At 67.8% G+C, this 26,999-nt stretch carries 22 protein-coding genes and 3 pseudogenes; 14 read left to right on the forward strand and 11 right to left on the reverse strand.

Annotated features, from left to right (window positions below):
- Positions 1 to 18 precede the first annotated feature (18 nt).
- The 5 genes from ACGFWI_RS01380 (at position 19) to ACGFWI_RS01400 (ending at position 2,959) form a co-directional block, all read left to right on the forward strand.
- Positions 19 to 1,209, forward strand: coding sequence for a helix-turn-helix domain-containing protein (locus tag ACGFWI_RS01380; protein ID WP_393903831.1), 1,191 nt, complete (start codon positions 19 to 21; stop codon positions 1,207 to 1,209).
- A gap of 116 nt (positions 1,210 to 1,325) precedes the next feature.
- A complete protein-coding gene (locus ACGFWI_RS01385; RefSeq protein WP_393903832.1) occupies positions 1,326 to 1,484 on the forward strand; it encodes a hypothetical protein in 159 nt (52 codons plus the stop codon).
- Complete coding sequence (locus tag ACGFWI_RS01390) at positions 1,481 to 1,819, forward strand: DUF6415 family natural product biosynthesis protein (RefSeq protein ID WP_393903833.1); 339 nt, start codon at positions 1,481 to 1,483, stop codon at positions 1,817 to 1,819. Before ACGFWI_RS01385 ends, ACGFWI_RS01390 begins: the two co-directional genes overlap by 4 nt.
- A gap of 14 nt (positions 1,820 to 1,833) precedes the next feature.
- Positions 1,834 to 2,211: a recombinase family protein gene (locus ACGFWI_RS01395; protein WP_393903834.1), complete on the forward strand. Its 378-nt coding sequence runs from the start codon at positions 1,834 to 1,836 to the stop codon at positions 2,209 to 2,211.
- Positions 2,212 to 2,686: 475 nt separating this feature from the next.
- Complete coding sequence (locus ACGFWI_RS01400; RefSeq protein ID WP_393903835.1) at positions 2,687 to 2,959, forward strand: hypothetical protein; 273 nt, start codon at positions 2,687 to 2,689, stop codon at positions 2,957 to 2,959.
- Between the two features lie 43 nt (positions 2,960 to 3,002).
- On the opposite strand, the gene ACGFWI_RS01405 is transcribed toward ACGFWI_RS01400, so the two are convergent.
- On the reverse strand, positions 3,003 to 3,245 hold the full coding sequence (locus ACGFWI_RS01405) for a helix-turn-helix domain-containing protein (protein WP_393903836.1): 243 nt from the start codon (positions 3,243 to 3,245) through the stop codon (positions 3,003 to 3,005).
- Between the two features lie 405 nt (positions 3,246 to 3,650).
- Between ACGFWI_RS01405 and ACGFWI_RS01410 the strand changes: the two are divergent.
- The 6 genes and pseudogenes from ACGFWI_RS01410 to ACGFWI_RS01435 all read left to right on the forward strand — a co-directional run.
- Positions 3,651 to 3,875 (forward strand): annotated as a pseudogene (locus ACGFWI_RS01410) (sugar ABC transporter permease); the annotation flags it as partial.
- Positions 3,872 to 4,873, forward strand: coding sequence for a carbohydrate ABC transporter permease (locus ACGFWI_RS01415; protein WP_393903837.1), 1,002 nt, complete (start codon positions 3,872 to 3,874; stop codon positions 4,871 to 4,873). The pseudogene ACGFWI_RS01410 and the gene ACGFWI_RS01415, both read left to right, overlap by 4 nt.
- Complete coding sequence (locus ACGFWI_RS01420; protein WP_393903838.1) at positions 4,873 to 6,204, forward strand: ABC transporter substrate-binding protein; 1,332 nt, start codon at positions 4,873 to 4,875, stop codon at positions 6,202 to 6,204. The genes ACGFWI_RS01415 and ACGFWI_RS01420 overlap by 1 nt, the downstream gene beginning before the upstream one ends.
- Before the next feature lie 454 nt (positions 6,205 to 6,658).
- Complete coding sequence (locus tag ACGFWI_RS01425; protein ID WP_393903839.1) at positions 6,659 to 7,864, forward strand: S8 family serine peptidase; 1,206 nt, start codon at positions 6,659 to 6,661, stop codon at positions 7,862 to 7,864.
- Between the two features lie 420 nt (positions 7,865 to 8,284).
- Positions 8,285 to 9,148, forward strand: a complete 864-nt coding sequence (locus ACGFWI_RS01430; protein ID WP_393903840.1) for a dienelactone hydrolase family protein — start codon at positions 8,285 to 8,287, stop codon at positions 9,146 to 9,148.
- Positions 9,149 to 9,385: 237 nt separating this feature from the next.
- Complete coding sequence (locus ACGFWI_RS01435) at positions 9,386 to 9,931, forward strand: glycosyltransferase family 2 protein (protein ID WP_393903841.1); 546 nt, start codon at positions 9,386 to 9,388, stop codon at positions 9,929 to 9,931.
- 110 nt (positions 9,932 to 10,041) lie between these two features.
- On the opposite strand, the pseudogene ACGFWI_RS01440 reads toward ACGFWI_RS01435, so the two are convergent.
- Positions 10,042 to 10,665, reverse strand: a pseudogene (locus ACGFWI_RS01440) (DDE-type integrase/transposase/recombinase); the annotation flags it as partial.
- 107 nt (positions 10,666 to 10,772) lie between these two features.
- On the reverse strand, positions 10,773 to 10,913 hold the full coding sequence (locus ACGFWI_RS01445; RefSeq protein ID WP_393903842.1) for a hypothetical protein: 141 nt from the start codon (positions 10,911 to 10,913) through the stop codon (positions 10,773 to 10,775).
- A gap of 297 nt (positions 10,914 to 11,210) precedes the next feature.
- Between ACGFWI_RS01445 and ACGFWI_RS01450 the strand changes: the two genes are divergently transcribed.
- From ACGFWI_RS01450 to ACGFWI_RS01460, 3 genes are all read left to right on the forward strand, one after another.
- Entirely contained in the window at positions 11,211 to 13,265 is a 2,055-nt protein-coding gene (locus tag ACGFWI_RS01450; protein WP_393903843.1) for a M4 family metallopeptidase, read from the forward strand.
- 285 nt (positions 13,266 to 13,550) lie between these two features.
- Positions 13,551 to 14,873, forward strand: coding sequence for a sensor histidine kinase (locus tag ACGFWI_RS01455; protein ID WP_393903844.1), 1,323 nt, complete (start codon positions 13,551 to 13,553; stop codon positions 14,871 to 14,873).
- Positions 14,800 to 15,465, forward strand: coding sequence for a response regulator (locus ACGFWI_RS01460; RefSeq protein WP_393903845.1), 666 nt, complete (start codon positions 14,800 to 14,802; stop codon positions 15,463 to 15,465). Before ACGFWI_RS01455 ends, ACGFWI_RS01460 begins: the two co-directional genes overlap by 74 nt.
- 123 nt (positions 15,466 to 15,588) lie before the next feature.
- Here the strand turns inward: ACGFWI_RS01460 and ACGFWI_RS01465 are convergent.
- From ACGFWI_RS01465 to ACGFWI_RS01500, 8 genes and pseudogenes are all read right to left on the reverse strand, one after another.
- Positions 15,589 to 16,352: pseudogene (locus ACGFWI_RS01465) on the reverse strand (IS5 family transposase); the annotation flags it as partial.
- Positions 16,324 to 16,455, reverse strand: coding sequence for a hypothetical protein (locus ACGFWI_RS01470; RefSeq protein WP_393904006.1), 132 nt, complete (start codon positions 16,453 to 16,455; stop codon positions 16,324 to 16,326). The pseudogene ACGFWI_RS01465 and the gene ACGFWI_RS01470, both read right to left, overlap by 29 nt.
- A gap of 367 nt (positions 16,456 to 16,822) precedes the next feature.
- The gene (locus ACGFWI_RS01475; RefSeq protein ID WP_393903846.1) at positions 16,823 to 19,117 is read right to left on the reverse strand and encodes a glycoside hydrolase family 3 N-terminal domain-containing protein; all 2,295 of its coding nucleotides are present in this window, start codon (positions 19,115 to 19,117) and stop codon (positions 16,823 to 16,825) included.
- A 207-nt stretch (positions 19,118 to 19,324) separates the two neighbouring features.
- Entirely contained in the window at positions 19,325 to 20,971 is a 1,647-nt protein-coding gene (locus tag ACGFWI_RS01480; RefSeq protein ID WP_393903847.1) for an alpha-amylase family glycosyl hydrolase, read from the reverse strand.
- 365 nt (positions 20,972 to 21,336) lie between these two features.
- Positions 21,337 to 23,766, reverse strand: coding sequence for a TIM-barrel domain-containing protein (locus tag ACGFWI_RS01485; RefSeq protein WP_393903848.1), 2,430 nt, complete (start codon positions 23,764 to 23,766; stop codon positions 21,337 to 21,339).
- A 42-nt stretch (positions 23,767 to 23,808) separates the two neighbouring features.
- A complete protein-coding gene (locus tag ACGFWI_RS01490; RefSeq protein ID WP_393903849.1) occupies positions 23,809 to 24,699 on the reverse strand; it encodes a carbohydrate ABC transporter permease in 891 nt (296 codons plus the stop codon).
- Complete coding sequence (locus tag ACGFWI_RS01495) at positions 24,696 to 25,640, reverse strand: carbohydrate ABC transporter permease (RefSeq protein WP_393903850.1); 945 nt, start codon at positions 25,638 to 25,640, stop codon at positions 24,696 to 24,698. The genes ACGFWI_RS01490 and ACGFWI_RS01495 overlap by 4 nt, the downstream gene beginning before the upstream one ends.
- Positions 25,640 to 26,959 carry an ABC transporter substrate-binding protein gene (locus ACGFWI_RS01500; protein ID WP_393903851.1) on the reverse strand — a complete coding sequence of 440 codons (1,320 nt, stop codon included), beginning with the start codon at positions 26,957 to 26,959 and terminating at the stop codon, positions 25,640 to 25,642. The genes ACGFWI_RS01495 and ACGFWI_RS01500 overlap by 1 nt, the downstream gene beginning before the upstream one ends.
- Between the last annotated feature and the right edge of the window lie 40 nt (positions 26,960 to 26,999).

Below are 26,999 nucleotides of genomic sequence, written 5' to 3' on the forward strand. Positions count from 1 at the left end.
CACCGAACGGAGACCAGTATGCCCAGCATTGTGTATCGCGGGGTAGGCCCCCGCATCGCCTACGAGCGTCGCATCTCCGGCCTCACCCAAGCCGATCTGGCGCGCGCCGCCGGTACCGCCCTGGGCACCATCCGGAAAATCGAGCGTGGTGAGCGCGGCGTGTCCGATGCCGTCCTGGACGCCGTCGCCGACGCACTCGACATCGACCCGGCCCGCCTGCTGCCCGATAAGGAGCGGCCGGACGATCGCGTACACCGGGCCATGCCGGGGCTCTCCTCGGTCCTCGCGACGTACGACGTGCCGGAAGGCGGCCCGGCCCGGCCGCTGCCGGCCCTCGCCGAGGCAGTCGCGTCTGTCGTTCAGTGGCGGCTCGGTGCCCAGTACGTACGGGTGGCTCGTACTGTGCCGGATCTGCTGGCCGAGCTGTGCCGCCTGCTGCAGGGAGCAGGGCCGAGCGAACAGCCTGCCGTCGCCCGACTCCTGGTGAACGCCTGCCGGGCCGCGGACGCCGTCGCCTACAAGTACGGCGCGCGGGATCTGTCCGCTCGCCTCATCGACCTGATGCGGTGGGCCGCACGGCAGGCGAACGACCCGGTGGTGGACGCAACGACGGCGTACGTCCGGACAGAGACGTTCTTCGCGGCCAAGGCACATGCTGCTGGGTTGCGAGCCCTCGAACTCGCCGCGGACCAGGCGCCGACGTCCTCGGCACCGGAGGCCCTGGCCGCCCGCGGCGCCCTGCACATGCGTGCTGCTGTGATCGCTGGCAGGGCTGGTGATGGCGGCTCGGCCGAGACGCACCTCGATGCCGCGCGCGTCCTCGGCGACCAGTTGACCGAGGGTGTGTACAGCGGCACGGCCTTCGGCCCGGACAGTGTCCGCATCCATGAGGTATCCGTTGCAGTCAGCCTGGGGGACGGCCACCTGGGCAGGGCGCTGAAACTGGCACGTGAGTGGGCGCCGCCGCGGGACCTGCCGGCCGAGCGGCGGTCCGGTTTCTACATCGAGCTCGGGCGGGCACAGCTCTGGTCTGGCCGCCCGGATGCGGCGTTCGAGTCGCTGAAGGTGGCGCGGAGGATCGCGCCGCAGCATGCGCGGGAGCACCGGTGGGTGAGGGAGGACGCAGCCACTCTGCGCCGGCTGAAGCGCGCGGACTCTGAATCGCTCAGCAACTTCGCTGAGTGGTGCCACGCGGGGGCGGGCGCCTGAACGGTACCCCTCGCAGGGGTACTTGAGGGGTACTTGGCGGACGAACATCTTCTTGAGCCCACTGGCACAGGGAGATGACCGTGACCGCAGCGACAGCTCCACCCGCAGATCCTGACGTGAGTATCGTCCGGCTGCACGGCGAGGCGTGTTACTGGTGCGGAGCCGCGCACGGCCCCCTCACCCCTGCCGGGTCGGTGACCACTCCGGTCGAGGGCGGCGTGCGCCACTGGTTCATCGTGGCCTGCCCGCAGCACAGCGACCGGAGGCCGCGGTGACAGCGGCCGCTGGCGCGCCGAGCCGCGATGAGATCCAGGAGACCGTAGATCGCGCCCTGCGTCTCGGCCCGCCGCTGCCGTACGACGAGTTGGTGGCGCTGGAGCAGACTCTGCTCATCGTGATCGCCGACCTGTACGCGGCCGTGGACGAGGTCGAGCGCGAGCACCCGGACAGTCCGGGGCGAGTTCGCCTGCGGGCTCGGCTGGACGGCATCCGCTCTCAGACAGCCGTTGGTCTCGGCGATGGACTGATGTCCGCGCAGGTGCAGGTGCGTGCTCTCGCTCGGGACTGCCAGTGGCTCCTTGACCACCGCACGGCGGAGGCCCCCCGATGAGCGATCAGGCCCCAATGGCATTCGTTTACGACCGGTGCGCGAGCCGTCGAGGGCGCGCCCGTACCGAGCTGGACATGCGGCTGACGGGCTGCCACAACTACGCGAACGCCACGGGATGGGTGCTGGCCGGCCCCCACTGGATCGATCAGAGGGCCGACGCTCTGAGCACGCAGCGGCCGCAGTTGGCCGCGATGCTGGACGCCATGCGAGCCGAGGCGAGCCGCCGCGAGGTGCTGTGCCTGGTCCACAACTGGGGAAGGCTCGCTACCGACAGCACCCACCTTCTCATTCTCCAACAGCGGATCGTCGAGGCCGGCGGATTCACCGTGACGACGTTCGACGAGTCCGACCGTCACAGCATCCGCGCTGTGCTCGTCGGGAGGCTGCCGTGACGCGACGGTGGAAGCGCATCGCCACGTACTGGACGTGCCTGATTGCGTTCGTGTTCTTGATCGTCGTCGGCAGCATCGGGAGCAGGCATGGATAGCCATTGCGCCTGCGGCTCGAACCTCGATCTGCGCCTGGTGTCCATCGACACCGCCACCGGGCCGGCAACCACAGTCACATGCTGTGGCTCCTGCGCCCCCGGCCCGGTCGGGCCGCCCATCCCTGACGGAGTCGCCCGCGTCCTCGCGCGACGCGCTGGTATCCGTCCCCCTGGCGAGCCGCGACGGCTGCGCCCCTGAAACCCCCGCAGCGCTGAGACCCCCCGTGCAAGGCGCTGCGGGAGGCCGGCCGCCGCACACCGCGGCGGCGGTCGGCCGCATACCTGCCGTTACTGACTGGTCAATGGCAGACTCGAACGCTTCAGGAGGACCACATGACGTGCAACAGGTGCGGGAACGCGATGACCCAGGGCGCCGGAGGATGGTGGCAGTGCTTCAGCTGCGGGAACAGCATGCCGGGTGTTTGCCCTGCCCCTACTGCGGCTGTGAGCTGGTTGGCGCCTCCCCAGATTGGTGGCGCTGCTCGGCTGAGCGGTGCGCGTACGAGCTGACCACGGCGGCGCACGCCCTCTACGGGGCGCTGAGCGAGGCGTTGGAGAAGGACCCCGACGGGTTCTTCGAGAGCGTCCGGACATACCGCGATGAGGTTCGGGCGCTGGAGCCCGCCTGGCAAAAGCAGGAGGCCAGGGCGTAGCGAGCCTCACCGGCTTGCGCCGCCAATCCGCCGGGCCCCGTGGCTACGAATCCCGTACGAGCATGGACAGCGGAACGCCGAGCGCGTCGGCGATGAGCAGCAGGTGGTCGAGGATCGGGGACATTACGCCGTTCTCGATGCGGCTGATCGTCTTCCGATCTAACCCGCCAGCGCGCTCGGCCAGCTGCTCTTGTGTGAGGGTGCGGTGGAGTCGTGCAGATCTGATGGCTGCTCCGATGGCTCGGCGACGGGCGGGTACCCAGTCGGGCAGCGGATCAGATGGCACGGCTCAACGCTGGCGGCACCATGATCAAATGTCTGTACCGTGGACGGTACATCTTGATCTATGAAGCACGTCACTCGAATGAGTGATTGCATGATGAATCGAATACGTGTTCCCATGTTAGCGGCCATTAACTTGTCATATGCCAAGCGGCCTGACCGCGGTGCGACTCTACGTGCGCCGCGGTCCCTCTATCGCCGGCCCCGGGTTGCGGCTCACCCCCCAAGGTGTGCGCCCGGGGCCGGCTTCTGCGTTCCTGGGGGAGGAGTGGGGAACGAGTGGGAGATGATCATGGTCAACCAAGGATCAACTAGGGTCAACTCTGATTAACTGACAAGTGGTGCCCCGCAGGTCAGCGCCTGTATGCCCGAGGAGCGTGCAGGTAGGTTGCTCCGCAAGAGTGCGTGCTTGAACTTCATCTGGAATTTCAACTCCTTCGCCCTGGTCTTCGTGCTGACCGACGGCGGACCCGGCGGCCGGACCCGGCTGCCGATGCTCTTCGCGTACGAAGAGGCCTTCCGCTACGGGCAGTTCGGCTATGCCGCCACGATGGGCCTGGCGATGGTCGCGGTGATCTCGGTCCTGCTGGCCGTCTACCTGGCGGGCCGGCTGAAGGGGGACGACGACCGGTGAGCGGCACGGATGACCGCGGCAGGAAGACCGGGGACGCAAAGCTCCACGGCAGGAAAACCGAGGACACGGAACGCAGCAGCGGCAGGAACGGCAGCCGTACGCGTGACCTCGGCAACCCGGCGAGGCGCAGGAGCGCCCCGCGGCGCGGTGCGGGGAACGCCGTCACCGTCCGGCGCACCGCCACCCGCACCGGCCAGTACGCCGGGCTCCTCGCCTATCTCGCCTTCCTCGCCCTTCCCTTCCTCTGGCTGATCTCCACCTCCTTCAAGCCACCACGTGAACTCGGCAGCATCCACCCCACGTGGATACCCGAGGCGCCCACCCTGGAGAACTTCCGGCAGGCCTTCGCCCAGCAGCCACTGCTGGCGGCGGCGGGCAACAGCCTGCTGGCCGCGGCGGTCTCCGCGCTGATCGCGATCGTGCTGGCGACCCCGATGGCGTATGTCCTGGCCCGCTACCGCAACCGTTTCTCGCGGGCGGCCACCGGCTGGGTCGTGATCAGTCAGGCTTTTCCCCTGGTACTGGTGATCATCCCGCTGTTCCTGATCCTGAAGGGGCTCCATCTGGTGGACTCCCGGATCGGCTTGATCATGGTCTATGTGGTCTGGTCGCTGCCGTTCGCCCTGTGGATGCTGACCAGTTATGTCCGGGCCGTACCACCCGAGTTGGAGGAGGCGGCGGCCGTGGACGGCGCCGGGCGGGTCCGTACGCTCGTCTCGGTCACCGCACCGCTGCTCGCACCGGGCATCGTCGCCACCGCGTTGTTCGCCTTCATCACCGCCTGGAACGAGTTCTTCTTCGCCCTCGTCCTGCTCAAGTCCCCCGGGAAGCAGACGCTGCCCGTCGTGCTGACCCACTTCCTCGGGACGGAGGGCGTCGCCGACCTCGGCCCGCTCGCCGCCGCCGCACTCCTCGCCACCCTCCCGAGCCTGCTCCTCTTCGCCGTCATGCAGCGGCGGATCACGGGCGGGATGCTCGCCGGGGCGGTGAAGAGCTGATGCGCCACGATCACCACACCCCCAGGCACCCGGCCCGTTTCACCCGGCGGGGCCTGCTCGCGGCCACCGCCGCACTGCCCGCCGCGGCCCTGCTGCCGGGCTGTTCCGACGACCGGCGAGGGCGCGCGTCCGGCGGCCGGATCACCCTGCGCTTCCAGTCGCTGGCCTGGCAGCAGGACTCCCTCAAGGCCAACAAACAGCTGGTCGCCGAATGGAACAGACAGCATCCCGATGTCCAGGTGCAGTACGTCCAGGGCGCCTGGTCCACCGTCCACGACCAGTTGCTGACCTCCTTCGAGGGCGGCGAGGCGCCGGACATCCTCCACGACGCCTCGGACGACCTCGCGGACTTCGCCTACGGCGGGGACCTCGCCGACCTCACCGCCCTCCTGCCGCCGCGCCTCCGCCGTGACATCCCGCAGCAGAGCTGGGAGACCGCCACGTTCGACGGCCGGGTCCACGGCGTCCCGTTCCTCCAGGAGCCGCGGGTGCTGATCGCGAACCGCGCGAAGCTGCGCCGGTCCGGGGTGCGCATCCCCACCCCCGAACACCCCTGGACCTGGGAAGAGTTCGGGGAGGCGGCACAGCGGCTGACCCACGGCACCGACCACGGCGTGGCCTGGCCGCTGAAGGAACCGGTCTCGGCCACCCTCAACCTCGCCCTGTCCACGGGCGGCCGGATGTTCCACCGCCGCCCCGACGGCAAGGTGGAGGTCCGCTTCGACGCCGTCGACCAAGTGGTGCCGCGTGCCATTCACGACCAGGTGAACGTCGACCGCAGCGCTTCCCGTACGACCCTGGGCATGGGCGGCTCCGACACCCTCCCGGGCTTTTTCGCCGGGCGCTATGCGATGGTGCCGCTCGGCTTCTCCTACCGACAGCAGATCGTCCAGCAGGCACCCAAGGGTTTCGACTGGACGGTGCTGCCCGCTCCCAAGGGCACCGCCCTCGACCAGGGGGTGAGCCCGCAGACCCTGTCGATCGCCGAGGACTGCCCGCACAAGGAAGCGGCGATGGCCTTCATCGACTTCCTCCTCCGCCCGCCGAACATGGTCCGGCTCGCCCTGGGTGACTGGCTGTTGCCGACGGGACAGGAGGCGCTCATGGATCCGGCACTCCGGGTCGCCCGGTACGACTGGGCAACGGGCACCGCGCTGGCGAGCTCGCTCCGCTCCGCCCCGGCCCAGTCCGTCCGCGGCTATCCGGAGTGGAAGGACAAGATCGCCACCCCCGGTCTGCAGGAGTACTACAGCGGCGCAATCGACCTGGACACCCTGCGCAAGCGGCTCGTCAGGGACGGCAATCTGGTCCTGGCCCGCTATCAGCGCTGAGGGGCGCCGGCACACACCAACCGGCTCGGCTACGGCATGAGCAGGCCGTCGAGCCCCGACAGCCGGCGGCGCGGCAGGCCTCGACGAGTGCGTGCCGCCCCTCCAACTGGCCCTGGAACAAGCCGTAATGAGTGCGATGTGCCCCTCGTGGCAGGCCCCGTCCGGCCGAGGCGCTCCGGTCGGACTGATGCGCCGGCCACCCCGCCGTCACCCTCTATTGCGTCTGTGTAAACGGAGTTGAGCCTCTCCGGTTCAACTCATCGGCCCTTTTGACCGCTTCTGAAACATTTCCCATTTCAGTGGGCTTGTTGTCTATCTCACACGCTCCGGCGGACCTTGAATTGAACTCATCAATCAGACAGGGTTTCGAACCAGTCCGACGGAGATCTTCCGGTCTCATCGGGCTATTGCGCAACGCTTTCCCCCCACACAGCGAACGAGGAGAACCCTCGCAATGGCTCACAAGCGTTCCAGCAAGAAGCGGCTCGTCACGGCGATAGCCGCCGCGGTCGCCGCCACTGGCATCGCCACCGTCACCGCGGTCACCGCGGGTGCGTCGACCTCGGCCGAAGGCAAGATTTACGGAGCCGAGGCCAAGGGCGCCGTGAACGGCAGCTACATCGTCATGCTGAAGAACTCGGTGCGTACCGCCGAGAGCGGCGACCTGGCCGCCAAGTACGGCGGCAAGGTCAAGCGGCAGTATTCCTCCGCCATCGACGGCTTCTCGGCGACCGGTCTGAGTGCGGAAGAGGCCAAGCACCTCGCCGCCGACCCGTCCGTCGACAAGGTCGTGCAGAACAAGAAGTTCCACATCAGCGGCAGCCAGGCCAACCCGCCGTCGTGGGGCCTGGACCGCATCGACCAGGCGGACACCAAGGGCGACAAGAAGTACAACTACCCCGACGCCGCGGGTGCGGGCGTCACCGCCTACGTCATCGACACCGGCATCCACATCAGCCACAAGGACTTCGGCGGCCGTGCGTCGTACGGCTTCAACGCCATCGACAAGAGCGACAAGGCCGAGGACGACAACGGTCATGGCACGCATGTCGCGGGCACCATCGCCGGTACCGAGCACGGTGTCGCCAAGAAGGCCAAGGTCGTGGCGGTCAAGGTCCTCGACGGCGAGGGCTCCGGCAGCACCGAGCAGGTCGTCGCGGGCATCGACTGGGTCACCAAGAACCACAAGGGCCCCTCGGTCGCCAACATGTCGCTCGGCGGCGGCGTGGACGAGGCACTGGACGCGGCCGTGAAGAAGGCCATCGACGCCGGTGTCACCTTCGGTGTCGCGGCGGGCAACGAGTCCGCCGACGCGGGCCAGAGCTCCCCGGCGCGCGTGAAGGAGGCCATCACCGTGGCCTCCAGCACCAAGGACGACCAGCAGTCCGACTTCTCCAACTTCGGCAACGTGGTCGACCTTTACGCTCCCGGCTCCGACATCACCTCGGACTGGAACACCGGCGACGACGCCACCAAGACCATCTCCGGTACGTCCATGGCGACCCCGCACGTCGTCGGCGCCGCCGCGGTCTACCTGGCCGGTCACAAGGACGCCAAGCCGGCGGACGTGGAGAAGGCCCTGACGGGCGGCGCCACGACCGACAAGATCGCGAACCCCAGCGAGGGTACGCCCAACAAGCTGCTGAAGGTCGTCGAGTAATCACCTCGTCTCCTCAGCTCCACACTCCGGCCGTCGCGCTCGCCCCCACGGGGCGCGGCGGCCGGCGTCGTTGTGTTCGGCGGCGGTGGTTTTAGGGGCCGCGGTCCGATGGGCCGCGTTCGATGGGCTGTGGTCCGAGGGGATGCGGTCCGGGGCTGGTGGTCCGAGGGGATGCGGTCCGGGGCCGGTGCTCCGAGGGGCTGCGACGCCGACGCCGGGTCTCCATCAGCGGTACGGGGCCGACCAACTGACGGATCAGCTGAGGGCTGCGTCGGCGTAAGTGGTGATCCGTGTGGCGAAGAGGTGGAAGCACGCCAGAGGACCGCTCGGTAGTCTCGCGTGGAAACCGCGCCGGAGGGGGCCGGGCGCCTTGTTCGGAGAGCAGTCCCCGACCGGCACCGACCAGGACGGTGGCAATCCATGGCAGATCACGACCTGACCGGCTTCGACCGCAGCACTTTCACCCATGACGGCAATACTCGCCGGATACTGCGGCGCGGCACGGGGCCCGCGGTAATCGTGATGGCGGAAATACCCGGTATTACGCCCAAGGTCCTGGAATTCGCGGAACGTGTGGCCGCCATCGGCTGCACGGCCGTGCTCCCGGTACTTTTCGGCACGCCCGGCCGCGACGCCGGCCGCGACGCCGGCCGGCTGAAGTCCGGGCTCTACACGGCCTCGTCGATGGGGAAGGTCTGCGTGAGCCGGGAATTCACCGTGCTGGCCACCGGGAAAACCTCCCCCGTGGTGACCTGGCTGCGAGCCCTGGCGGCGCACGAGCATCAGCACTGCGGCGGCCCCGGCGTCGGGGCCGTCGGCATGTGTCTCACCGGCGGCTTCGCCCTCGCCATGGCCGCCGATGAGCGCCTGCTCGCCCCCGTCCTGTCCCAGCCGTCCCTGCCGCTGGCCCTCACCAGGAGCCGGGCCGCCGGTATCGATATCTCCGCCGAAGATCTCGCCGCGGTCCGGGGCCGCTGCGAGCGTGAGGACCTTCGGGTCATGGGGCTGCGGTTCCGTTCGGACCGGTTGGTACCGGGCGACCGGTTCGCCTTTCTGCGCCGCGAACTCGGTGCTGCCTTCACCGCCGTCGAACTGGACGACTCCGCCGCGAATCCCGATGCTGTGCTCCCGCCGCACTCCGTGCTGACCGAGCACCTCATCGACGAACCCGGCCAGCCGACCCGCGCCGCACTGGACGAGGTACTCGACCTCTTCCGCACCCGCCTGCTCGGACAGCACCGCGACACGACGGCGGAAGCACCGGTCACTCCCGAAGGCGCCTGACCCGAGATCTCTGTGCCCCGTCAGCTCACGGATGCACACGGTGCGACAACTCACCCCCTCCCTCGGTGAGTTATCCACAGGAGGCTTCCTCCGGAAACGCGGAGGGCCGACCCGCCGCTACCGTCGGTGACATGCACGGAGGACTGCCGTTCATCGGCATCAGCACCATCGTCTACGGCCTGATCGGACTGTTCACGGTCGTGGTCAGCGCGATCCGCAAGACAGGGGGAGACCGACATGTACACCATCACCGTCATCGTTCCTGCCCACAACGAGGAGGAGGGACTGCCGGCCACACTGGAGTCCCTCGCCCGGCAAACGGTCCGGCCTGACCGGATCCTGGTCGTGGACGACGCCTCCACGGACCGTACGGGAGAGGTGGCGGCCTCACACGGAGTGACGGTACTGCGCCCGCCGCACAATCTCGGCAGCAAGGCCAAGGCGCAGAACTACGCCCTTCCGCAGTGCACCACCGACCTCGTCCTGGCCGTCGATGCGGACACCGTCCTCGCACCGGACTACATCGAGACGGTCCTGCCCGTCTTCGACGACCCCGGCGTCTCGATCGCGGCGGGCACGGTCCGCACCCGCCTTACCCGCACGATCTGGGAGCGAGGGCGTTCCACCGAGTATCTCTTCGGCTTCCACTGGCACCGGGTTTGGGGCAAGGTTGCGGGAGTAGCGGGTTGGCCAGCATCTATGCAGGTCAGAGGTAGCGTGGAGCGGATTGGGGCATGTGCAAGTGTCGCCGTCTGTCGCCACCTCTGGCAGGGTGCATGCTGACTCGATGCTGACTTTGATGACGCCCCATCAGGTAAAACCTGATGGGGCGTCATGTTGTACGCCCGGTGCCATCTAGTTTCGGGCTCGGCCCAGCTGTCGCAATCCCCGCCTCGGTCGTAGACGATCGTCATCGGCACCCCGCCGAAGTAGGCGAACGCCTGCCGGTGGCAGTCGAAGAAGGTCGCCAGGTCTTGGCTCGTGGTGAAGCAGCAGAACGGAGCGCGCGAGTACGACAGAGTCATATGGAAGGAGTAGACCTTTGAGATCCCGACGTGGGTGAGGACCCTTCCCTCGTCTCCCCAGTCGACTTGTGCGTGGGCACCCGAGACCACCTCGAACCGGCGGTGCAGGCCGACCAGTTCCTTGGGGGCGATGCCGAGTTCTTCCGCGACCCGGGGACGGGCCTCCTGCAGATGGAGCTTCACCCGCTGGTAGTTGATGCTGAGCGCATACTCCTGGACAAGTCGCTCGTGGATCACCGACCCCTTCAGCAGGATCTCGGACCTGAGCATCGCGTCGATCAGCGGAGCGACCTCGTCCACCACCCGACGACGCACGTCACCGTTGGGCTCCCTCTTCGGAGGCGCGGCCGGAACCTGGCCCGACAGGTACTTGGTGACCGTACGGCGGTTCAGCCCCGTCTCCTTTGCGATCTGCCGCAGGCTCATCGCGCCGGACTCGTACAGAGGGCGAAACCGCCTCAACTCAAGCCAGCGATGCGGGTCCAAGACCACGGTCAGCCGCCCTCCACCAACGCCGAACAGACGACGTCAGATTCACGGAACTTCACCTCTCACCGCATCAAAATGGTGCATTCTCATCCGTACGTGGTGGTGCACGTTCACTTGTACGCGGACAGCAGGCCGCTGCCCTGGCGCCGATGGTCGCGCGCACCACGCTCACTTGCCGGGGGCTCCCCGGCGAGCTGATCGAGGATGCAGCGTTGATCGTCTCCCAACTGGTCACCAACGCGGTTCAGCATGCAAACCCGATCCTGTTGCCCAGGAGCCCGAGCGGTCTTCTGGCTCCTCCTTAAGGCTGATCCCCGTAACTTTCGTCGGTCCTTGAATTCCTCACACCCGTCAGGAGGGCCATCAGCACGGTGGATGAATGCCACCCGATGGCGGCCTTCGTTCCGGGACCACACCGCCTTCGGTGCGGCAGCAGGCCGAGGCTTCCTCGGCCTTTCACTCATCGACCCGAGGACTTCACATTGACACGACGACGACGGCCTCCCCTCTTTAAACGGCCCACCTCTCTCGTGGTGACACTAGGACTGGTGGGCTCCTGTGCCACCGTCATAGCGTTCAACGCGTCGGCCAACCCGCCGGGCCCGCGGGGAACTGACATCCGTGCCCTGGTCTACGCGGCGCTCAAGAGCGATCCGGCCACATCGCACTACACGCGGAACCAGACATTTCGAATGCGGACCATAAAGCAGGAGAAAGACGGAGACCGGCATATACGGATGGACCGGTACTACAAGGGCTTGCCGGTCATCGGCGGCGACCTTGTGCTCCACATGAGCAAAGACGGCGAACTCAAGGGCGTCAGTCAGACCCTCACGTCAGAGCCCACCTTTGGTACGAAGCCCCAACTTTCTGCCGAAGATGCGTGGACGAGTGCATTCAAACGCACCCCCTTGCGGGAAGGGAAACCGGGCGGAAAAGGTAAAAAAGGCGCCCTCCTGAGCAAAGACTCCGTCCGGAACGCGCGGGCCGGATCCCGGCTCGTCGTGTGGGCAGGGAAGAAGAAGCCTCGGCTTGCCTACGAGAACGTGATCCGCGGCGCTTACGCCGACAGCACACCCGCCGAGGTGCATACATACGTCGATGCGGAGAGCGGGAAGGTCCTGGGCACCCGCGATCGGTACATGCACGAGCGGGGAGTCGGCAAAACCCTCTACAGCGGTCAGGTGCCGCTGGAGACGAGTCCCGGCAAACAGGGTGGATTCGAACTCACCGATTCCACACGGGGCGGGATGACCACTGTGGATGCCAACAACCAGTGCGCGCCGCAGGATCCTGACCCGAACTGCCTCAACGGTGGCGGGGGGCCTGGCGGTGATGGCGGGGGGCCTGGTGGTGACGTCGGGGGGCCTGGCGGTGATGGCGGGGGACCTGGCGGTGACGTCGGGGGGCCTGGTGGTGACGTCGGGGGGCCTGGCGGTGATGGCGGGGGACCTGGCGGTGACGTCGGCGGGCCCGGTGGTGACGTCGGGGGACCCGGCGGTCCTGGTGGTCCGCAGGGGGGAGCTGCCGCCTTCGGTGTGGGGCCCTTGCCAAATGTGTCGGGGGATGCCGGCGGGGACTGCCTGCACGGAGTGCCGGTCTGCTACGGGGAGGGCCCACAGGGCAGGCAACCTGAGGAAGTCCCGCCACCGGGCGGCGACGGCGGTCAAGTCGGCGGTGGCGGTCAGGGCGGTGGTGACGGCGGTCAAGTCGGCGGTGGCGGTCAGGGCGGCGACAAGGCCAATCCACTGGGAATACCTGGAGCCGCGCCCGTCGTCAGTCAGGACAACAACTTCGGGACCGGGAAGGAGGCCGATCGGGCAACCGTCGCGGCGGACGTGCAATTCGGAGCCGCCCAGGCGTGGGACTACTTCCAGAAGCGGTTCGGTCTCAACGGATTCAGCGGTGATGGGCGAGGTCCGACCCTTTATGCGCACTACGGTCCCCAAATCACCAACGCCCTCACCGACGGGGAGTCCTTCACAGTGATCTTCGGGGACGGAGATGGCAAAAGCGTTGGGCCGTTCACGCCACTCGACGTCGTCGCCCACGAGATGGGGCACCTGGTGACCCTGCCGAACAACATCCTGACCGAACAGGGTGAACCGACGGCGCTCAACGAGTCCACGAGTGACATATTCGGCACGATGACGGAGTTCTTCACCAACAACCGGAACGACCCGCCGAACTTCCTCCTGGGCGAGGACATGGAGGACGGTTCCCAGAAGAGAAAGTTTGAGCGCTTCATGGACCGCCCCTCCCGGGACGGAGCATCGCCTGACTGCTTTTCCCCCGAAGTCGGCAAGCTTGACCCGCACGCCGGCGGTGGAGTGTCGAACCACTTCTTCTTCCTGCTGGCCAACGGCAGCGGCAAGTCCAAGTTCGGCAACAGCCCGACGTGTGACAAATCCCAGGTGAAAGGAATCGGCGCGAAAGTGGCAGAGCAGATCTGGTTCCGAGCCGTGACGACGTACTTCACCTCCAACACTGGATTTCTGGATGCCAGGAAGGGCACTTTGCAGGCTGCCGCCGACCTGTTCGGCAAGGACAGCACCGAGGTGAAGACCGTAACCCAGGCATGGGACGCGGTGAACGTGAAGTAGCCGAGCCGGTGGGCTGATTCCCGTAGCGCAGGAGGCCTGAGGGCTTACCATTCACCACACGCCACTGTCGGCTGGGGCAAGCGGGCCGCCACTGGGAAGCCCGGCCCTCGGGCTCCGGCGCGACGGGATTCGGCATGAAGGACGGCGATGATATTCGGGATCAGGGGGCTGCGGGGAGTCGTGGCGCGGGGCGGACCGCAGGCGGGGCGAAAGAGACCGCCCGCGAGGCGATCTAAGCCCCGGCCGCACCGGCACCAGAAGCGGCTGACGATCAGTCGGGCCTTCGTGATCGATGCCGCGCTCGCGGTGGCCGCGCTCACTTACGGCCTTCTGCAAGCGCTGGTGTTCCAGCCGCTCTGGCGCACGGCGTCCTCGCCACCTGGCAGCGGGGCACCCTCTGATGCCCTTTACGTGGCGATCACGGTTGCGGAAATCCTCGCAGCTCTCTCCCTTCTGACCAGACGTCGGCTGCCATTGGTCCTGGCCGTGACTTCCATCGTCGACCTATGGCTTGGAGGTTGCGGAACCACCTTTCCCGTAGCGGTCTACACGCTGGTCGTGCGTGGCTGGAGCCGCTGGGCGGTGGCGGTCGGTCTTGCCGGGTCGGGCGGGCCGCTCCTGGACTTTCTGCTGTTTGTCGGCGAACGACCTCCCGTGCTGCTGTTTGTTCAGGAGTTCGCGGTGGGCTACCTGGTGCCGATGCTCGTCGCTCCGACACTGGCGGCCACCACGGTGCGCACACATCGGGCCCTCATACGCAGCCTGCAGCTCAGGGCGGAACAACTCCAGTGGGAACAGGAGTTGGCCACCCGGAACGCCAGGCTGGAGGAGCGCGCACGGATCGCCCGAGACATCCATGACGTAGTCGCCCACTATGTGGGGCTCATCGTCATCCAGTCAGGGGCTCTGGAAATCAGTGAGCCAAAAGGGTCACCGGCGCACCGGAGTGCCCGTCTCCTCGGCGATCTGGGGCGACGCGCAATGGGTGAACTCCGTGACCTGCTGGCCGCGTTGAGGTGCGAGAACGGGGACGGGCAGGCAGAGGTGCCAGCCGCTTCGCCGGAGATCAGCACCGAACCGTGGCAGTGGGACGTTGAGGCTTTGGTGAACGGGGTGCGTCGTGTCGGCGTATTAGCTACGTGTCACGTCATCGGAAAGCCCCAGAAAGTCGGCGTGGCGGCGCAACAGGCCGCCTATCGTGTGGTCCAGGAGGGGATCGCGAACGCGGTCCGGCATGCCCCCGGATCCGAGATCCGCGTGATGGCTGCGGTGTCCGCCCGGAGCCTGGATGTCTGCGTCCGCAACGGCCGGCCGCCCGAGCCGGCCGTGTCGACCCTGGGGGGCGGCAACGGTCTCATCGGAATACGCGAACGAGTATCCGCGCTGGGGGGAACCGTGCGGGCTTCTGCAACGCCGCAGGGCGGGTTCACTCTGATTGCCCGCATACCAGCCGATGCCCCCGCCGATTCGAGCACGGCCGGCGGACCGCGGGGTGCGCAGGAGTGCCCGAAGCCCGCTCCCCCTGGGGAGTTCGATGATCCGGGTGCTGCTGGCGGACGACGAGGCAATGGTGCGGCAGGGCATCCGTCTCGTGCTCGAATCCGATGACGATATCACCGTGGTCGCCGAGGCCACCGACGGCTCACAGGCCATCGACACTGCTCGCCGACTTCAACCGGACGTCGCCATCATGGATATCCGTATGCCCGTCATGGACGGACTCGCCGCCGCTCGCGAAATGGCGCTCCTTCCGCAGCCGCCACGAGTGGTGATGCTTACGTCGTATGCGCAAGATGAGTACCTTTTCGCGGCCCTCAAGGGCGGGGCCGACGGCTTCCTTGTCAAGGATGTCTCGCCGTATGACCTGATGAACGCCGTCAAAGCAGTAGCGAACGGCGACGCCATCATCTCCCCGTCGATGACTCGGTCGCTGATCCAGCGTTTCACGCCTCCCGAGGTCTCGCCGTCCTCCAGCGCACAGGAGCGCTTGCGCGCTCTCCCAAAGGAGCAGCGCACGATCCTCGCCCTCATTGCCGAGGGCTTGTCCAATGCCGAGATCGCCAATTGCAACGGCCTGACGGAGTCTCAGGTCAAGGCGCACGTCAGCCGGATCCTGCGAATGCTCCGCTTGAACAACCGGGTCCAAGCGGCGATCGTCGCTTACTCTGCGGGCCTGTCCCACCAGGATTTGGCGCTTTGATGAGGCTCCTTGAAAATGGGTCTGGGCGGAATTTCGTGACGGTCACGATCGCAGCAGGACGCGGGTACGGAGGAGTCTGAAGGATCCGCGTCGGTCATCTGCCGCTTGATCGTCTTACAACGGCTAACACAATGAGCCGAGTTGTCGGTGAGCGATCAGGCAGCAGGCGAGTTTGAGGAACGCTTCGTGCATGTCTGCCCGTTGTTCCCACCGGATCCGCAGGCGCCGAAAGCCGTGCAGCCACGCAAAACTCCGCTCGATCACCCAGCGGTAGGTACCCAGCCCGGTGCCATGTCGGGTACCACGGCGAGCGATGGCCGGCACGATGCCGCGCTCGCGGACCTGGTCGCGGTAGATGCCGTGGTCGTAGCCGCGGTCGGCGAACAGTGAGTCTGGCTTGCGGCGTGGACGGCCCACTCGGCCGCGTACGGGCGGGATCGCGTCGAGCAAGGGCATGAGCTGGGTGACGTCGTTGCGGTTGCCGCCGGTCAGCAGGACCGCGAGCGGGGTGCCGTGTCCGTCGGTGATCAGGTGGTGTTTCGAGCCGGCCCGGCCCCGGTCGACCGGCGACGGGCCAGTGTGGCTCCCCCTTTTAACGCCCGGACGTGGGAGGAGTCGACCACACAGCGGGACCAGTCGAGCTTTGCCGTTGCGTTCAGCTCAGCTAGCAGGACCTCGTGCAGCCGCTGCCACACGCCGGCTTCGTTCCAGTCCCGAAGACGTCGCCAGCACGTCATGCCTGAGCCGAAGCCAAGCTCCTGGGGCAGGTACTCCCACTGGATCCCGGTGTGCAGCACGTAGAGGATGCGGTGCTGATGACTCCGGCGCCAGCCAGGGCGACGCCCACAGGTCCTGTCGTCATGCCTGCTCCAAAGCGGTGAGGTGGGCGTGGCTGGCGGCGAGCGCCTGGACGATGTCGGTTGCGCAGGCGGCGAGTTCGACGACGCGCAGCGCCTGCGGCGCGGCGGCGAGGATCTCGGAGTCGGGCATGGCGCCCTGGCCCACGGCGGTGTTGGGTGCGCCCTTGACGACTGGTCCGTCCTTGACGTGAGTGCGAGCACACGGTCGCCGAGCCGCCGCAGCAGAGCGGGGACATCGGCGCCGCCGACGGCTGCCCAGTAGGTGTCGATCTCGAAGAAGACCTCGGGCGCGAGCAGGTCGGCCAGCGCCTCCAGCGCGTGGCGTCCGCCGATCCGCGGCTCGATCTCCGACGCGTGGTTGTGGTAGCCGAGTCGGATGCCGTACGAACGGGCCGTCTCCGACAGCGCGTTGAGCTTCTCGGCTGTGCGTTCGAACCCCGCGGAGGTCCCCTCCCGTTTTCACTTGGCACCGCATTCATGCCGCCTTCATACTGCCTTCATTTCTGGATGCGGAAACGTGCGGTCAGTTGTTGCTCGTGCCGTGAGCTGGGGCCGACACGGAGTTCGAATTCGCCGGGTTCGACGACCCGGCGGTTGTCGGCCGTGACGAGTGAGCAGTGCGAGGCGGGGATACGAATGTCGACGTCGACGGCCTCACCCGGGGGGATCTCGGCCTGGACGAACGCCTTCAGTTCCTGCTCGGCCCAGGTGACGCTGGTGGTGAGATCGCTGACGTAGGTCTGAACGGTTTCCAGAGCGGGGCGGCTGCCGGTGTTCGTGAGGCGCACTGTCGCGTGGACCGTGCCGTCCGCGGATACGTTCTGGTCCCGCAGGACAAGGTTGGAGTAGGTGACGGTGGTGTAGCTGAGGCCCTCGCCGAACGCGAACAACGGGTCCTGACTGAGGTCCGCGTAGCGGTCTCCGTGCTGGCCGCGCACTTGGTTGTAGAAGACGGGCTGCTGCCCGACGTGTCGTGCGAAGGAGATGGGCAGCCGGCCGCTGGGCTCGATGAGTCCGAAGAGGAGTTCGGCGATGGCACGGCCACCGCGCATGCCTGGGTTGAACGCCTCGACGAGTGCCGCCGCGTTCAGCGCGGAGTCCGGGAGGGTGCTCGGCTTGGACTGGATCAGCACCACGATCGTGGGTGTGCCGGTGGCGGCGATCGCGTCGAGCAAGGCGATCTGGCCGCCCTGGAGATCCAGTGTGGCCGTCGAGCACCCCTCGCCGGTGAGGGCGATGGTGTCGCCCACGACTACCACGGCGTAGTCGGCGGCCTTCGCGGCGGCGGTGGCCTGCCGGAGTTGTTCCTGATCGACCGGGGCAGGGCTGAGGACGGGCGGCCGCGGTTGGCCGTCGGGCCAGAACGGCCCCCGGGGATCGGGGGCGAGAACCTCGATGTCGGCTCCGACCGTGTGGGTCACCGTCCAGTCAGCGGGCGCGACAGCACGCAGTCCGTCGAGCACGGTCTCCACCAGCTGGCGTGGCTGACCGTCCGGCATCCAGTCGACCTGGCCGGAGGCCCCGGCCCAGTCGCCGAGCATGGCCTGTGGGCTGTCGGCGTTCGGGCCGATGACCGCGATCGTGCGCGGTGGGCCCTGGCTGACGGCGCGGCCGAGCCCGTCGCCGGTCAGTCCCCCTTCGAAAGGTAGAGTTCCGTCGTTGCGCAGCAGTACCAGGGAGCGGCGCGCGGTCCGGAGGTTGAGCTCGGTGTGTTCCCGGCAGCCGATCACCGCCTTCTGCCGCTCGGGGTCGGGGGCGCGGGGGTCTTCGAAGAGGCCCAGCTCGAACTTGAGGCGCAGGACCCGTCGAACGGCGTCGTCGATCTGCCTCTCGTCGGCCAGGCCGCGCGCGACCGCCGTCTGGGCGGCCTGGAAGAAGTCGGGAGTGGTCATGATGAGGTCGTTGCCGGAGTTGATGGCGAGGGCCGCTGCCTCGACGGCGTCGGCGCAGACCTTCTGCTCCCAGACCATCCGGCCGACGTTGTCCCAGTCGGTCACCAGCGTTCCGGTGAAGCCCCATTCGCCCTTGAGCACGTCGTTGATCAGCCACCGGTTCGCGGTGATCGGCACCCCGTCGATCGACTGGTAGCCGAGCATGAAAGTGCGGCATCCGGCGCGGACCGCCCGTTCGAACGGTGGCAGGAACCAGGAGCGCAGCTTGCGCGGGGTCAGGTCGGCCTCGCTCGCGTCCCGCCCGCCCTGGGTCTCGGAGTAGCCGGCGAAGTGCTTCGCGCACGCCAGGACGGCGGTCGGGTCGCCGAGGCCCTCGCCCTGGTAGCCGCGCACCATCGCGGCCCCCAGCTCGCCGATCAGGAACGGGTCTTCCCCGAATGTCTCGTTGACCCGGCCCCAGCGAAGGTCCCGGGTAATACACAGCACCGGTGAGAACGTCCAGTGGATTCCGGTCGCCGAGATCTCGGTGGCGGCGGCGCGGGCGGCCTGCTGGAGCAGCGCGGGATCCCAGGTGCAGGCCATGGCAAGCTGGGTCGGGAAGATCGTCGCTCCGGGCCAGAACGAGTGACCGTGGATGCAGTCGTCGGCGGTCAGCAGCGGAATGCCGAGCCGGGTCCGCCGGGCCAGTGCGATGGCCTCCCGCATCCGCGTGGGGGACGCGTGCAGGATCGACCCGGCCAGCCTGGCAGACACGATGTCCACCAGATCCTGGCGAGCGTCGAGCTGCAGCAACTGCCCCACCTTCTCCGGCAGGGTCATCCGCGCCAGCAGGTCATGGGTCCTCGCTTCCACGGACGCGTCGGGATCGAGGTACAGCGCAGAGCGGGGTGAGTGTTCCAACAGGAGCTCCAAGAGAACTATTGCGGTAGGTGATTCTGCCAGGTGTGCGGTGTTATGTGCGGTGTTGAGGATGGCCTCGGCTGACCGCTCGGAGGACGCGGGGCGCGGTCTTTCCGACCGCCCGGATCACCTTGCGGAACCACTGTCCGGGGGCGCACCGTCGGCCATCGCCAACCCTTTAGGTCCCAGCGCTGCGGGGGCGAACAGTCAGTCCGGGAGGCGGTCCACGAGCCACCAGGCAGCGCTGTTGGCCGCGAGCTTTCCTTCATCGCAAGGGAGGCTGGACAGCAGTGGTTTTCGGGGAACGGGTGCGGTGACAGGGGCGTTGGTGAAGTTCACGGCGCACACGAAGCCCGGCCCCCGGCCGAAGACCACGGTGTCCGGGGGGCCCGGCAGCCAGCTCAGTGTGGCGTCACGGAGCGAGGTGAGGCTGCGGCGCAGGTGCAGGGCGTCGCGGTAGAGGTGCCAGCTGGACTCGCTGTCGCGACGCTGGCGCTGCACGGAGTATGGGGCGAACCAAGGTGGCTGTGGCAGCCACGGCTGGTGCACCGGCGTGTCGGAGAAGCCGAACGGCGCCTGCTCTCCGGTCCAGGGAAGCGGTACGCGGCATCCGTCGCGGCCCTTGGCCGGGTCGCCGGTCGCGGCCACGAGGGGGTCGGTCAGGGCGTGCGGCGGCAGGTCGGTGACCTCGGGCAGGCCGAGTTCCTCGCCTTGGTAGAGGTAGGCGCTGCCGGGCAGGGCCAGCATCAGCAGCGCCGCCGCCCGGGCCCTGGCCGCGCCGCGCTCGGGATCCGGCTGTTCGCCGGGCAGCGCCCCGCGGCTGTAGCGGGTGGGGGTGCGCTGCTGGTCGTGGTTGTTCAGCACCCAGGTGACCGGTGCACCGGTGGACGCGATGTCCTTCAGCGCGGCGTCTATCCGGGCGCGGAAGGCCGCGGCGTCCCAGGGGGTGTGCAGCAGGTCGAAGTAGAAGGCCTGGTGGAGTTCGTCGGGGCGCAGATAGGCGGCCTGGTCCGCGGGCGTGGGAACGGCCACTTCTCCCACCAGGGTGCGCTCCCGTCCGTCCCGGGCGGTGTAGGCGTCGCAGATCGCCCGCCAGCGGCGCCAGACCTCGTGCACCTCGGGCCGGTTCCAGGCCAGCGGGTTGACGGCGTCGCGCGCGTCCTCGTCGGCGGTGGGGTCCGGTGAGTCGGGCAGCTCGGGGTGCTTGAACAGCCCGACCGCGACATCGATGCGGAAGCCGTCTACCCCCCGGTCCAGCCAGAAGCACAGGACTTCGTCGAAGGAGTCCGCGACCTGTGGGTGGCGCCAGTTGAAGTCCGGCTGGTGAGGGGTGAACAGATGCAGGTACCACTGCCCCAGGCGGCCGTCGGCCTCCCGGATTCGGGTCCAGGCGGGACCGCCGAACATGGCCCGCCAGTTGTTCGGCGGCAACTCCCCGTGCTCGCCGCGCCCGTCGGCGAAGTGGAACCGGGCGCGGGCGGCGCTTGCCGGTCCGGCCGCAAGCGCTTCGCGAAACCACGGGTGCTCGCGGGAGCAGTGGTTGGGGACGACGTCGAGGATGACCTTGAGTCCCAGGGCGTGTGCGTCGGTGATCAGCCGGTCGAATGCGGCGAGGTCGCCGAAGAGCGGATCGATCGCGCAGTAGTCCGACACGTCGTAGCCGTGGTCGTGCTGCGGGGACGGGAAGCAGGGGCTGAGCCACAACCCGTCGACACCCAGCATGGCCAGGTAGGGCAGTTGGGCCCTGGCGCCGTGCAGGTCACCCACCCCGTCGCCGTTCCCGTCGCGGAAACTGCGCAGATAGATCTGGTACATCACGGCGTCGCGCCACCACGGCACATCGGGGATCGCCATCGGACAGTGACCTTTCAGGCAGCCGGCACCGGCCGGCGGACGTCGGAGCCGTAGGGCTCGGGAGGGAGGAGGTTCTGGGTGCGCGCGAGCGTGCGGCCCATGCCCGCTCGGAGCGTCGGTGCGTGTGAGCCGCAGGCGGAACCGGTGGCCGCGACGGCGCCCGGACGGCGGGGATGGGTCCGGACGCCTTCGAAGCCACCGGCGCCGAGCACCTGCCTCGCTGGCGCAGTGCGACCAGTGCAGGCGCGTTTCGCGTGCGGCGCCACCGCCAGGCGGCCCGGCCTCTCAGATCGGGGTGGGCATCTCGTTCGCGGGGGCCGGCGGGTGGTGTCGAGGGTGAGCCGGCCGGATGTGGCGAAGGAGCTTCACAGGTCGAACTCCAGGGTGAAGCCCTGCCCGCTGTTGGGGACGGTGATCCTGTGGCCTGACGGCGCGGTTGTCGTGCCGTCGACACGGACGCTCTCCGGCTCGGCGCCGTGCACGACGATGACGAGCTCGTCGCGGGCGAACCCGTCGAACCCGTCGCCGGTGACGGTGGCCTGGAGGGTGACGGTGTCCCCGGCGCGGGTCACGGCGAAGGCGGTTCGGATGCAGGCGCCCTGTGTCGCGTCGAAGGTGAGGCCGTCGTCCTCCTGGAGGAAGGACTCGTGGGTGGCCTCTTCGGCGGGGACGAACAGGTGCAGCTCCACCGAGGACGGCGCGTGCCCGTGGGTTGATGACGGCGCCTGGGCCCACATGGGGACCACCGCGCCCGCGCGGGCGTAGAGGGGGATGCGGTCCATCGGAGCCTGGGCGACGACATGCCGGTGGCCGTCGTGGACCTGGTCGGTGTGCCAGTCGTACCAGTGCCCTGCCGGCAGGTACACCTGCCGGCTGGTGGTGCCTGCCTCGAAGACAGGGGCCACGAGCAGGTCCGGGCCGAACAGGTACTCGTCGTCGATATCGGAGACCGCCGGGTCGTACTGATAATCGAAGACCAGGGGTCTCTGCACGGGTGCTCCGGTCTCGGCTGCCCGGACGAAGCTGCTGTAGAGGTAGGGCAGCAGCCGGTAGCGCAGGCGGATCGCGTCCCGCACGATGCTCTCAACGGCGTCACCGAAGGACCAGGGGTACTGGTCCCGATTGCCCATGACCGAGTGATTGCGGCAGAACGGAGCCAGAGCGCCGTACTGCATCCAGCGGGCGAACAGCTCGGGGTTGGTGTGGCCGTTGAACCCGCCGATGTCGGCTCCGACGAAGGCCTGGCCGGAGATCCCGAAGCCGGTGGCCATCGGGATGCTCAGCTTGAGGTGGTCCCAGTTGGCGACGTTGTCGCCCATCCAGTTGGCCGCGTACCGCTGGATGCCGGCCGAGCCGGCGCGGGAGAGGACGAAGGTCCGCTTGCCGGGCATGGCCTGGAGCAGGCCTGCGGTGGTGCCCATGGCCATGAGCAGCGCGTACTGGTTGTGGTACCGCTCGTGCGGGTACGCGCCCTTGCCGAACCGCATCCCCGTCGGGGAGATCTCGCCGGTTGCTGGCTCGTTCATGTCGTTCCAGATGCCGGCCAGCCCGGACTGGACGTGCGCCGCGTTGAGCTCGCCCCACCACTGCCGCGCTTCCTCGGTGGCGAAGTCCGGAAACGCGGTGTTTCCGGGCCAGACCTGGCCGATGTAGAGGTCCCCACCCTCGGTCTGGCACAGGACGCCGCGCTCGACCGCCTCGTCGAACACCGGGTAGCCGGGCTCGGCCTTGACGCCGGGGTCGATGATGGTGATGAGCCGGTAGCCGTCGTCCTCCAGGTGCGCCAGCATGGCGTCGACGTCGGGGAAGAGGTCACGGTCCCAGGTGAAGACCCGGTAGCCGTCCATGTACTCGATGTCCAGCCACAGCGCGTCGCAGGGAATGTCCTGCTCTCGGAACCGGCGTGCCAGGGCCTCGATGTCGTCCTGGGAGTAGCGGTGCCACCGGCACTGGTGGTACCCCAGGGACCAGATAGGGGGCAGACTCATCCGCCCCGTGAGCCAGGTGTAGGACTTGAGGATTCCCGGCATGTCAGGGCCGGCGAACACGTACTCGGTGTACTGCCCACCCGCGAAGTGCACCCGGTACTGGCCACCCTGCGTGAAGTCGTACGCGCCGCGACAGCCGTTGTCCACGAAGGATGCCGCGATGTCCCCCGACCGGGCGTCTTGGTGGTAGGAGAACGGAATCGAGACGTAGTAGGGATCGAACTCGGTGCTGAGGGGGTCGGTCCTCGGGTCGGTGGCCGCACGCCCAGCAGTGAACTCGCCGGTCGCCGAGGGGTTCAGGACGTCGGTGTTCCACAGCGTGAAGTCGCGGCCCTTGCGGTTCTGCCGCCCCGTCTTCTCGCCCAGCCCGTAGACGGCGTCGTCGGGCCGGCACTTCCGGGCGAACGTGAACGCGTCGTTCAGGGTGGCGTAGGTCTGGTACGTCCCGTCCGCGCCCTGGGCGGTCTCGAAGACCACGGACCCGTCCGGGCGGTGGATGTCGATCCGGAAGGGGTCCAGCCACACCGACACCACCAGGCGCGCGGTGGTGATGCGTGCCAGGGCGTCATCGACGGACACCTCGAACGCCACGTCGGCACCAGTGGTGTCGGCGCAGACCGCGAAGGTGGGCTGCTCGTCGAAGACGCCCCCGCGGCTGATCTTGAGGCGCACCACGTCGTCACGGACGACTTCGACGCGCAGCAATTCGCCACGGACTTCCCCACACAGCTCGGCGAGGAGGCCGGTGGGTGACTTCTGGACGGATTTGGCTCGGGTGAAGCGGACAAAGTGCTGGTCGAGACTCACGTCACTCACTTTTCGGTGCTGAAGTCGGCTGTATGCCTGGGCTCAGGACTTGGAACCGGACAGGGCGATGCCCTCGACGATCTGGCGTTGGGCGATCACGAAGACGACGAGCAGCGGGACCGCCGCCAGGGTGGTGGCGGCCATCAGGGCGGTCCAGTCGGCGCCGTATTGGCCTTTGAACTGGTTGACCAGCAAGGGCAGCGTGAATTTGTCCTCGCTGTTGAGGAAGATCAGTGGGTAGAAGAAGCTGTTCCACTGGGCCAGGAAAGTGAAGATGCCGAGTGCCGTGAGCGGGGTGCGCAGCAGCGGCAGGATGATCGAGGTGAAGGTGCGGATGCGTCCCGCGCCGTCGAGCCGGGCCGCATGCTCCAGCTCCAGCGGGATGCCTTTGATGTACTGCCGCAGCAGGAAGACGCCGAAGGCGTTGAACAGCGACGGTGGGACGATGAGCGCGGCATGGGTGTCCACCCAGTGCAGCCAGCCCATGATGAGGTAGAGCGGGATGATCGTGAGCTGGCCGGGGACCATCATCGTCGCCAGGAAGACCATGAACAGCCCACGGCGGCCTGGGAATTCGATCCGCGCGAAGGCGTACGCGGCCATCGCCGAGGTGATGAGGGAGACCACGGTGACCGTGAGCGCGATGTAGGTGCTGTTCCAAAAACCGCGGACGAAGTCGGCGCCGTCGAAGGCGGTGCGGTAGCCCTGGAGGTTCCAGTTGTGCGGGAGCAGTTTGGGCGGCTGCATGAAGATCTCGTCCAAGGGCTTGAACGAGGAGAAGATCATCCACACGAACGGCAGCGCCATGGCGAGAGCGCCGATGATGAGCACCGTGTGCAGCAGCAGCTTGTGGGGGGCGGGGCGGTTGCCCTTGGCGTCGCTGCGTGCGGTGGCGTCGAGGGCGCGGGTGAGGGGGTTGGCGAAGATAGTCATTCGGCGTAATGGACCCATCTCTTCTGGGCCGCGAGCTGGAGGCCGGTGAGCGACAGCAGGGCCAGGAACAGGAGGAAGGCAAGGGCCGAGGCCTGGCCGAAGTTGAACTCGCGGAACGCGATCTGCACGACCTCGTAGACGATCGTGCGGGCGGGGTCCGGAGCCGTGGTGTCCATGAAGATGTAGATGTAGTCGAACACCTGGAACGAACCGATGATCGAGGTGATGGACAGGAACAGGATCGTCGGCGACAGCAACGGGAGAGTGACATGCCGCAGCTTCTGCCACTGCGAGCACCCGTCCAGCTCGGCGGCCTCCAGGTAGGAGCGGCCGATGTTCTTCAGCCCGGCCATGAACATGATCAGCTGGTAGCCCAGTCCTTGCCAGATGCCGATGATCGCGAAGGCGGGGATGATGAACCGGGCGTCCTGGAGCCAGTCCGGTGCCGGGAGGCCGATGGCGCGCAGCGCGTTGTTGACCGGGCTGATCTCGGGGTTGAACAGCCACAGCCAGATCGCGCCGACCGCGACCGAGGAGGTGACCACCGGGGCGACGAACGCCAGCCGGTAGAGCGGGGTGAGCCTTCCTGCGCGCTGCATCAGCACAGCGAAGAAGAGGGCGGTGAGCATCAGTCCGGGTACCTGAAGAGCGGTGAACCAGACGGTGTTGAGGGCTGAGCGCTGGATGCGCGGGTTGGACAGGATGTCCACGAAGTTGCTGATACCGGCGAAGGAGCGCGCACCGAAGCCGTCCCAGTGGGAGAAGGCCAGTACGAGCGCGAACAGCAGCGGGCCGACCATGAACACCACCAGTCCGAGCAGCTGGGGTGCCAGGAACACATATGCTGCGGCCGCGTCCTTGCGGCGTCGGCGCCGGGCTGCACCCGGGGCCTTGGGCGTTGGCGGCGCCTGGGGTCGGGGGCGGGTGGTGAGCGTGGCCATCAGGAGGCCCCGTTGAGCAACTTGACGAGCTTGCCGCTGAACGACTTCGCGGTCTGGTTGCGGGCCATGAACAGCTTGTTGGCCAGCTGGGCGAAGTCGGCGGAGAGCTTGGGGTTGCCGGCAAGCGTCGTCGGAAGTGCGTAGCCCTTGGCGGCGATGTCGTTGAAGAGCTTGCCGTGGGCGGGCAGGTGGCCCTCGGTGACGACCCGGTCCAGGCCCTCGATCGACGGTACGGCGTTGCCGCCGCCGGACAGGCGGAACGTCTGTCCTTCCGCGCTGACGTAGTCGCCGAGGAGCTCCAGCGCTTTCTGCCGGTTCTTGGCCTTGGCGTTGACCACCAGCGCGGCCGTGGCCACCGGCACGGGCATGATGTCCTTGCCGGACAGGGAGGGGTAGGGGGCGATGTCGTAGCCGAACTTGAGCTTCTTGACGTTCGGCAGGACCCAGCGACCGTACTGCATGGTGGCGAGCCGGCCGGCGTAGAACAGCGCGTCGACGCTCTGGCCCTTGGGCAGCGAGCCGCCGTAGGTGATGTTGCCGGACTTGAGCTGCTCGAACAGCCAGGTGAGCGCGTCCTGGGCCTTGGGGTCGGTGTCGAAGACGGCCTTGCCGGTGTCGTCGAAGACGGTCCCGCCGAAGGTGGTGATGAAGCCGAACCAGTCGAACCACCCGCTGCCGATCACCAGGCCCTTCTTCTTGGTGGCGCGGACCTTGTCGAGCAGGTCGGTGAGCGCGTCCTGGGTCCAGGTGCCGGCTTCGAAGTGCGCGGCGGGGTCGGTGGTGACGCCGGCGTCGGCCAGGACGTCCTTGTTGAACCAGAAGACCGTCGGGTTGCAGTCCACCGGCAGGCCGAACAGCCCGGGGCTGCCGTCGGCGGGCCTGCACCAGGGGATCAGTCCCTTGTGGAAGTCACTGAGCTTGACCGGGGCCTTGCCGCTGTCGAGGTAGTCCGTGAGGTCGCGGAGTTGCCTTGTCGCGATCATCTTGGACATCGAGCCATCGCCGACGTAAAAGACGTCCGGTGCCGAGCCGGCCGAGAGTTGGGACAGCAGCTTGGACTCGTAGTCACCCACGACGGGCTGGAAGTTGACCTGGACCCCCAGCTTCTTGGTCAGCTGCTTGGCGAACTCGCGGAAGCGCTCCCCCTCCCCGGGGTTGGCCCACGCGGACCAGGTGAGCGGGCCCCCGGCTGTACCGGGTCCACCGGTGGAGCCGCAGGCGCTGAGCAGCGGAGCAGCGGCCACTCCGGCCCCTGCGAACAGGCCCGCCTTGAGCAGGCCACGGCGGCCTATCGGCTGTGTGAAGGGAAGGTTGGACATCGTCGTCGCCTTTCGAGGGTTCAAGCAGGGGCTTGGAAGG

The organism is Streptomyces sp. NPDC048434 (assembly GCF_043200375.1).
Lineage (GTDB): Bacteria > Actinomycetota > Actinomycetes > Streptomycetales > Streptomycetaceae > Streptomyces.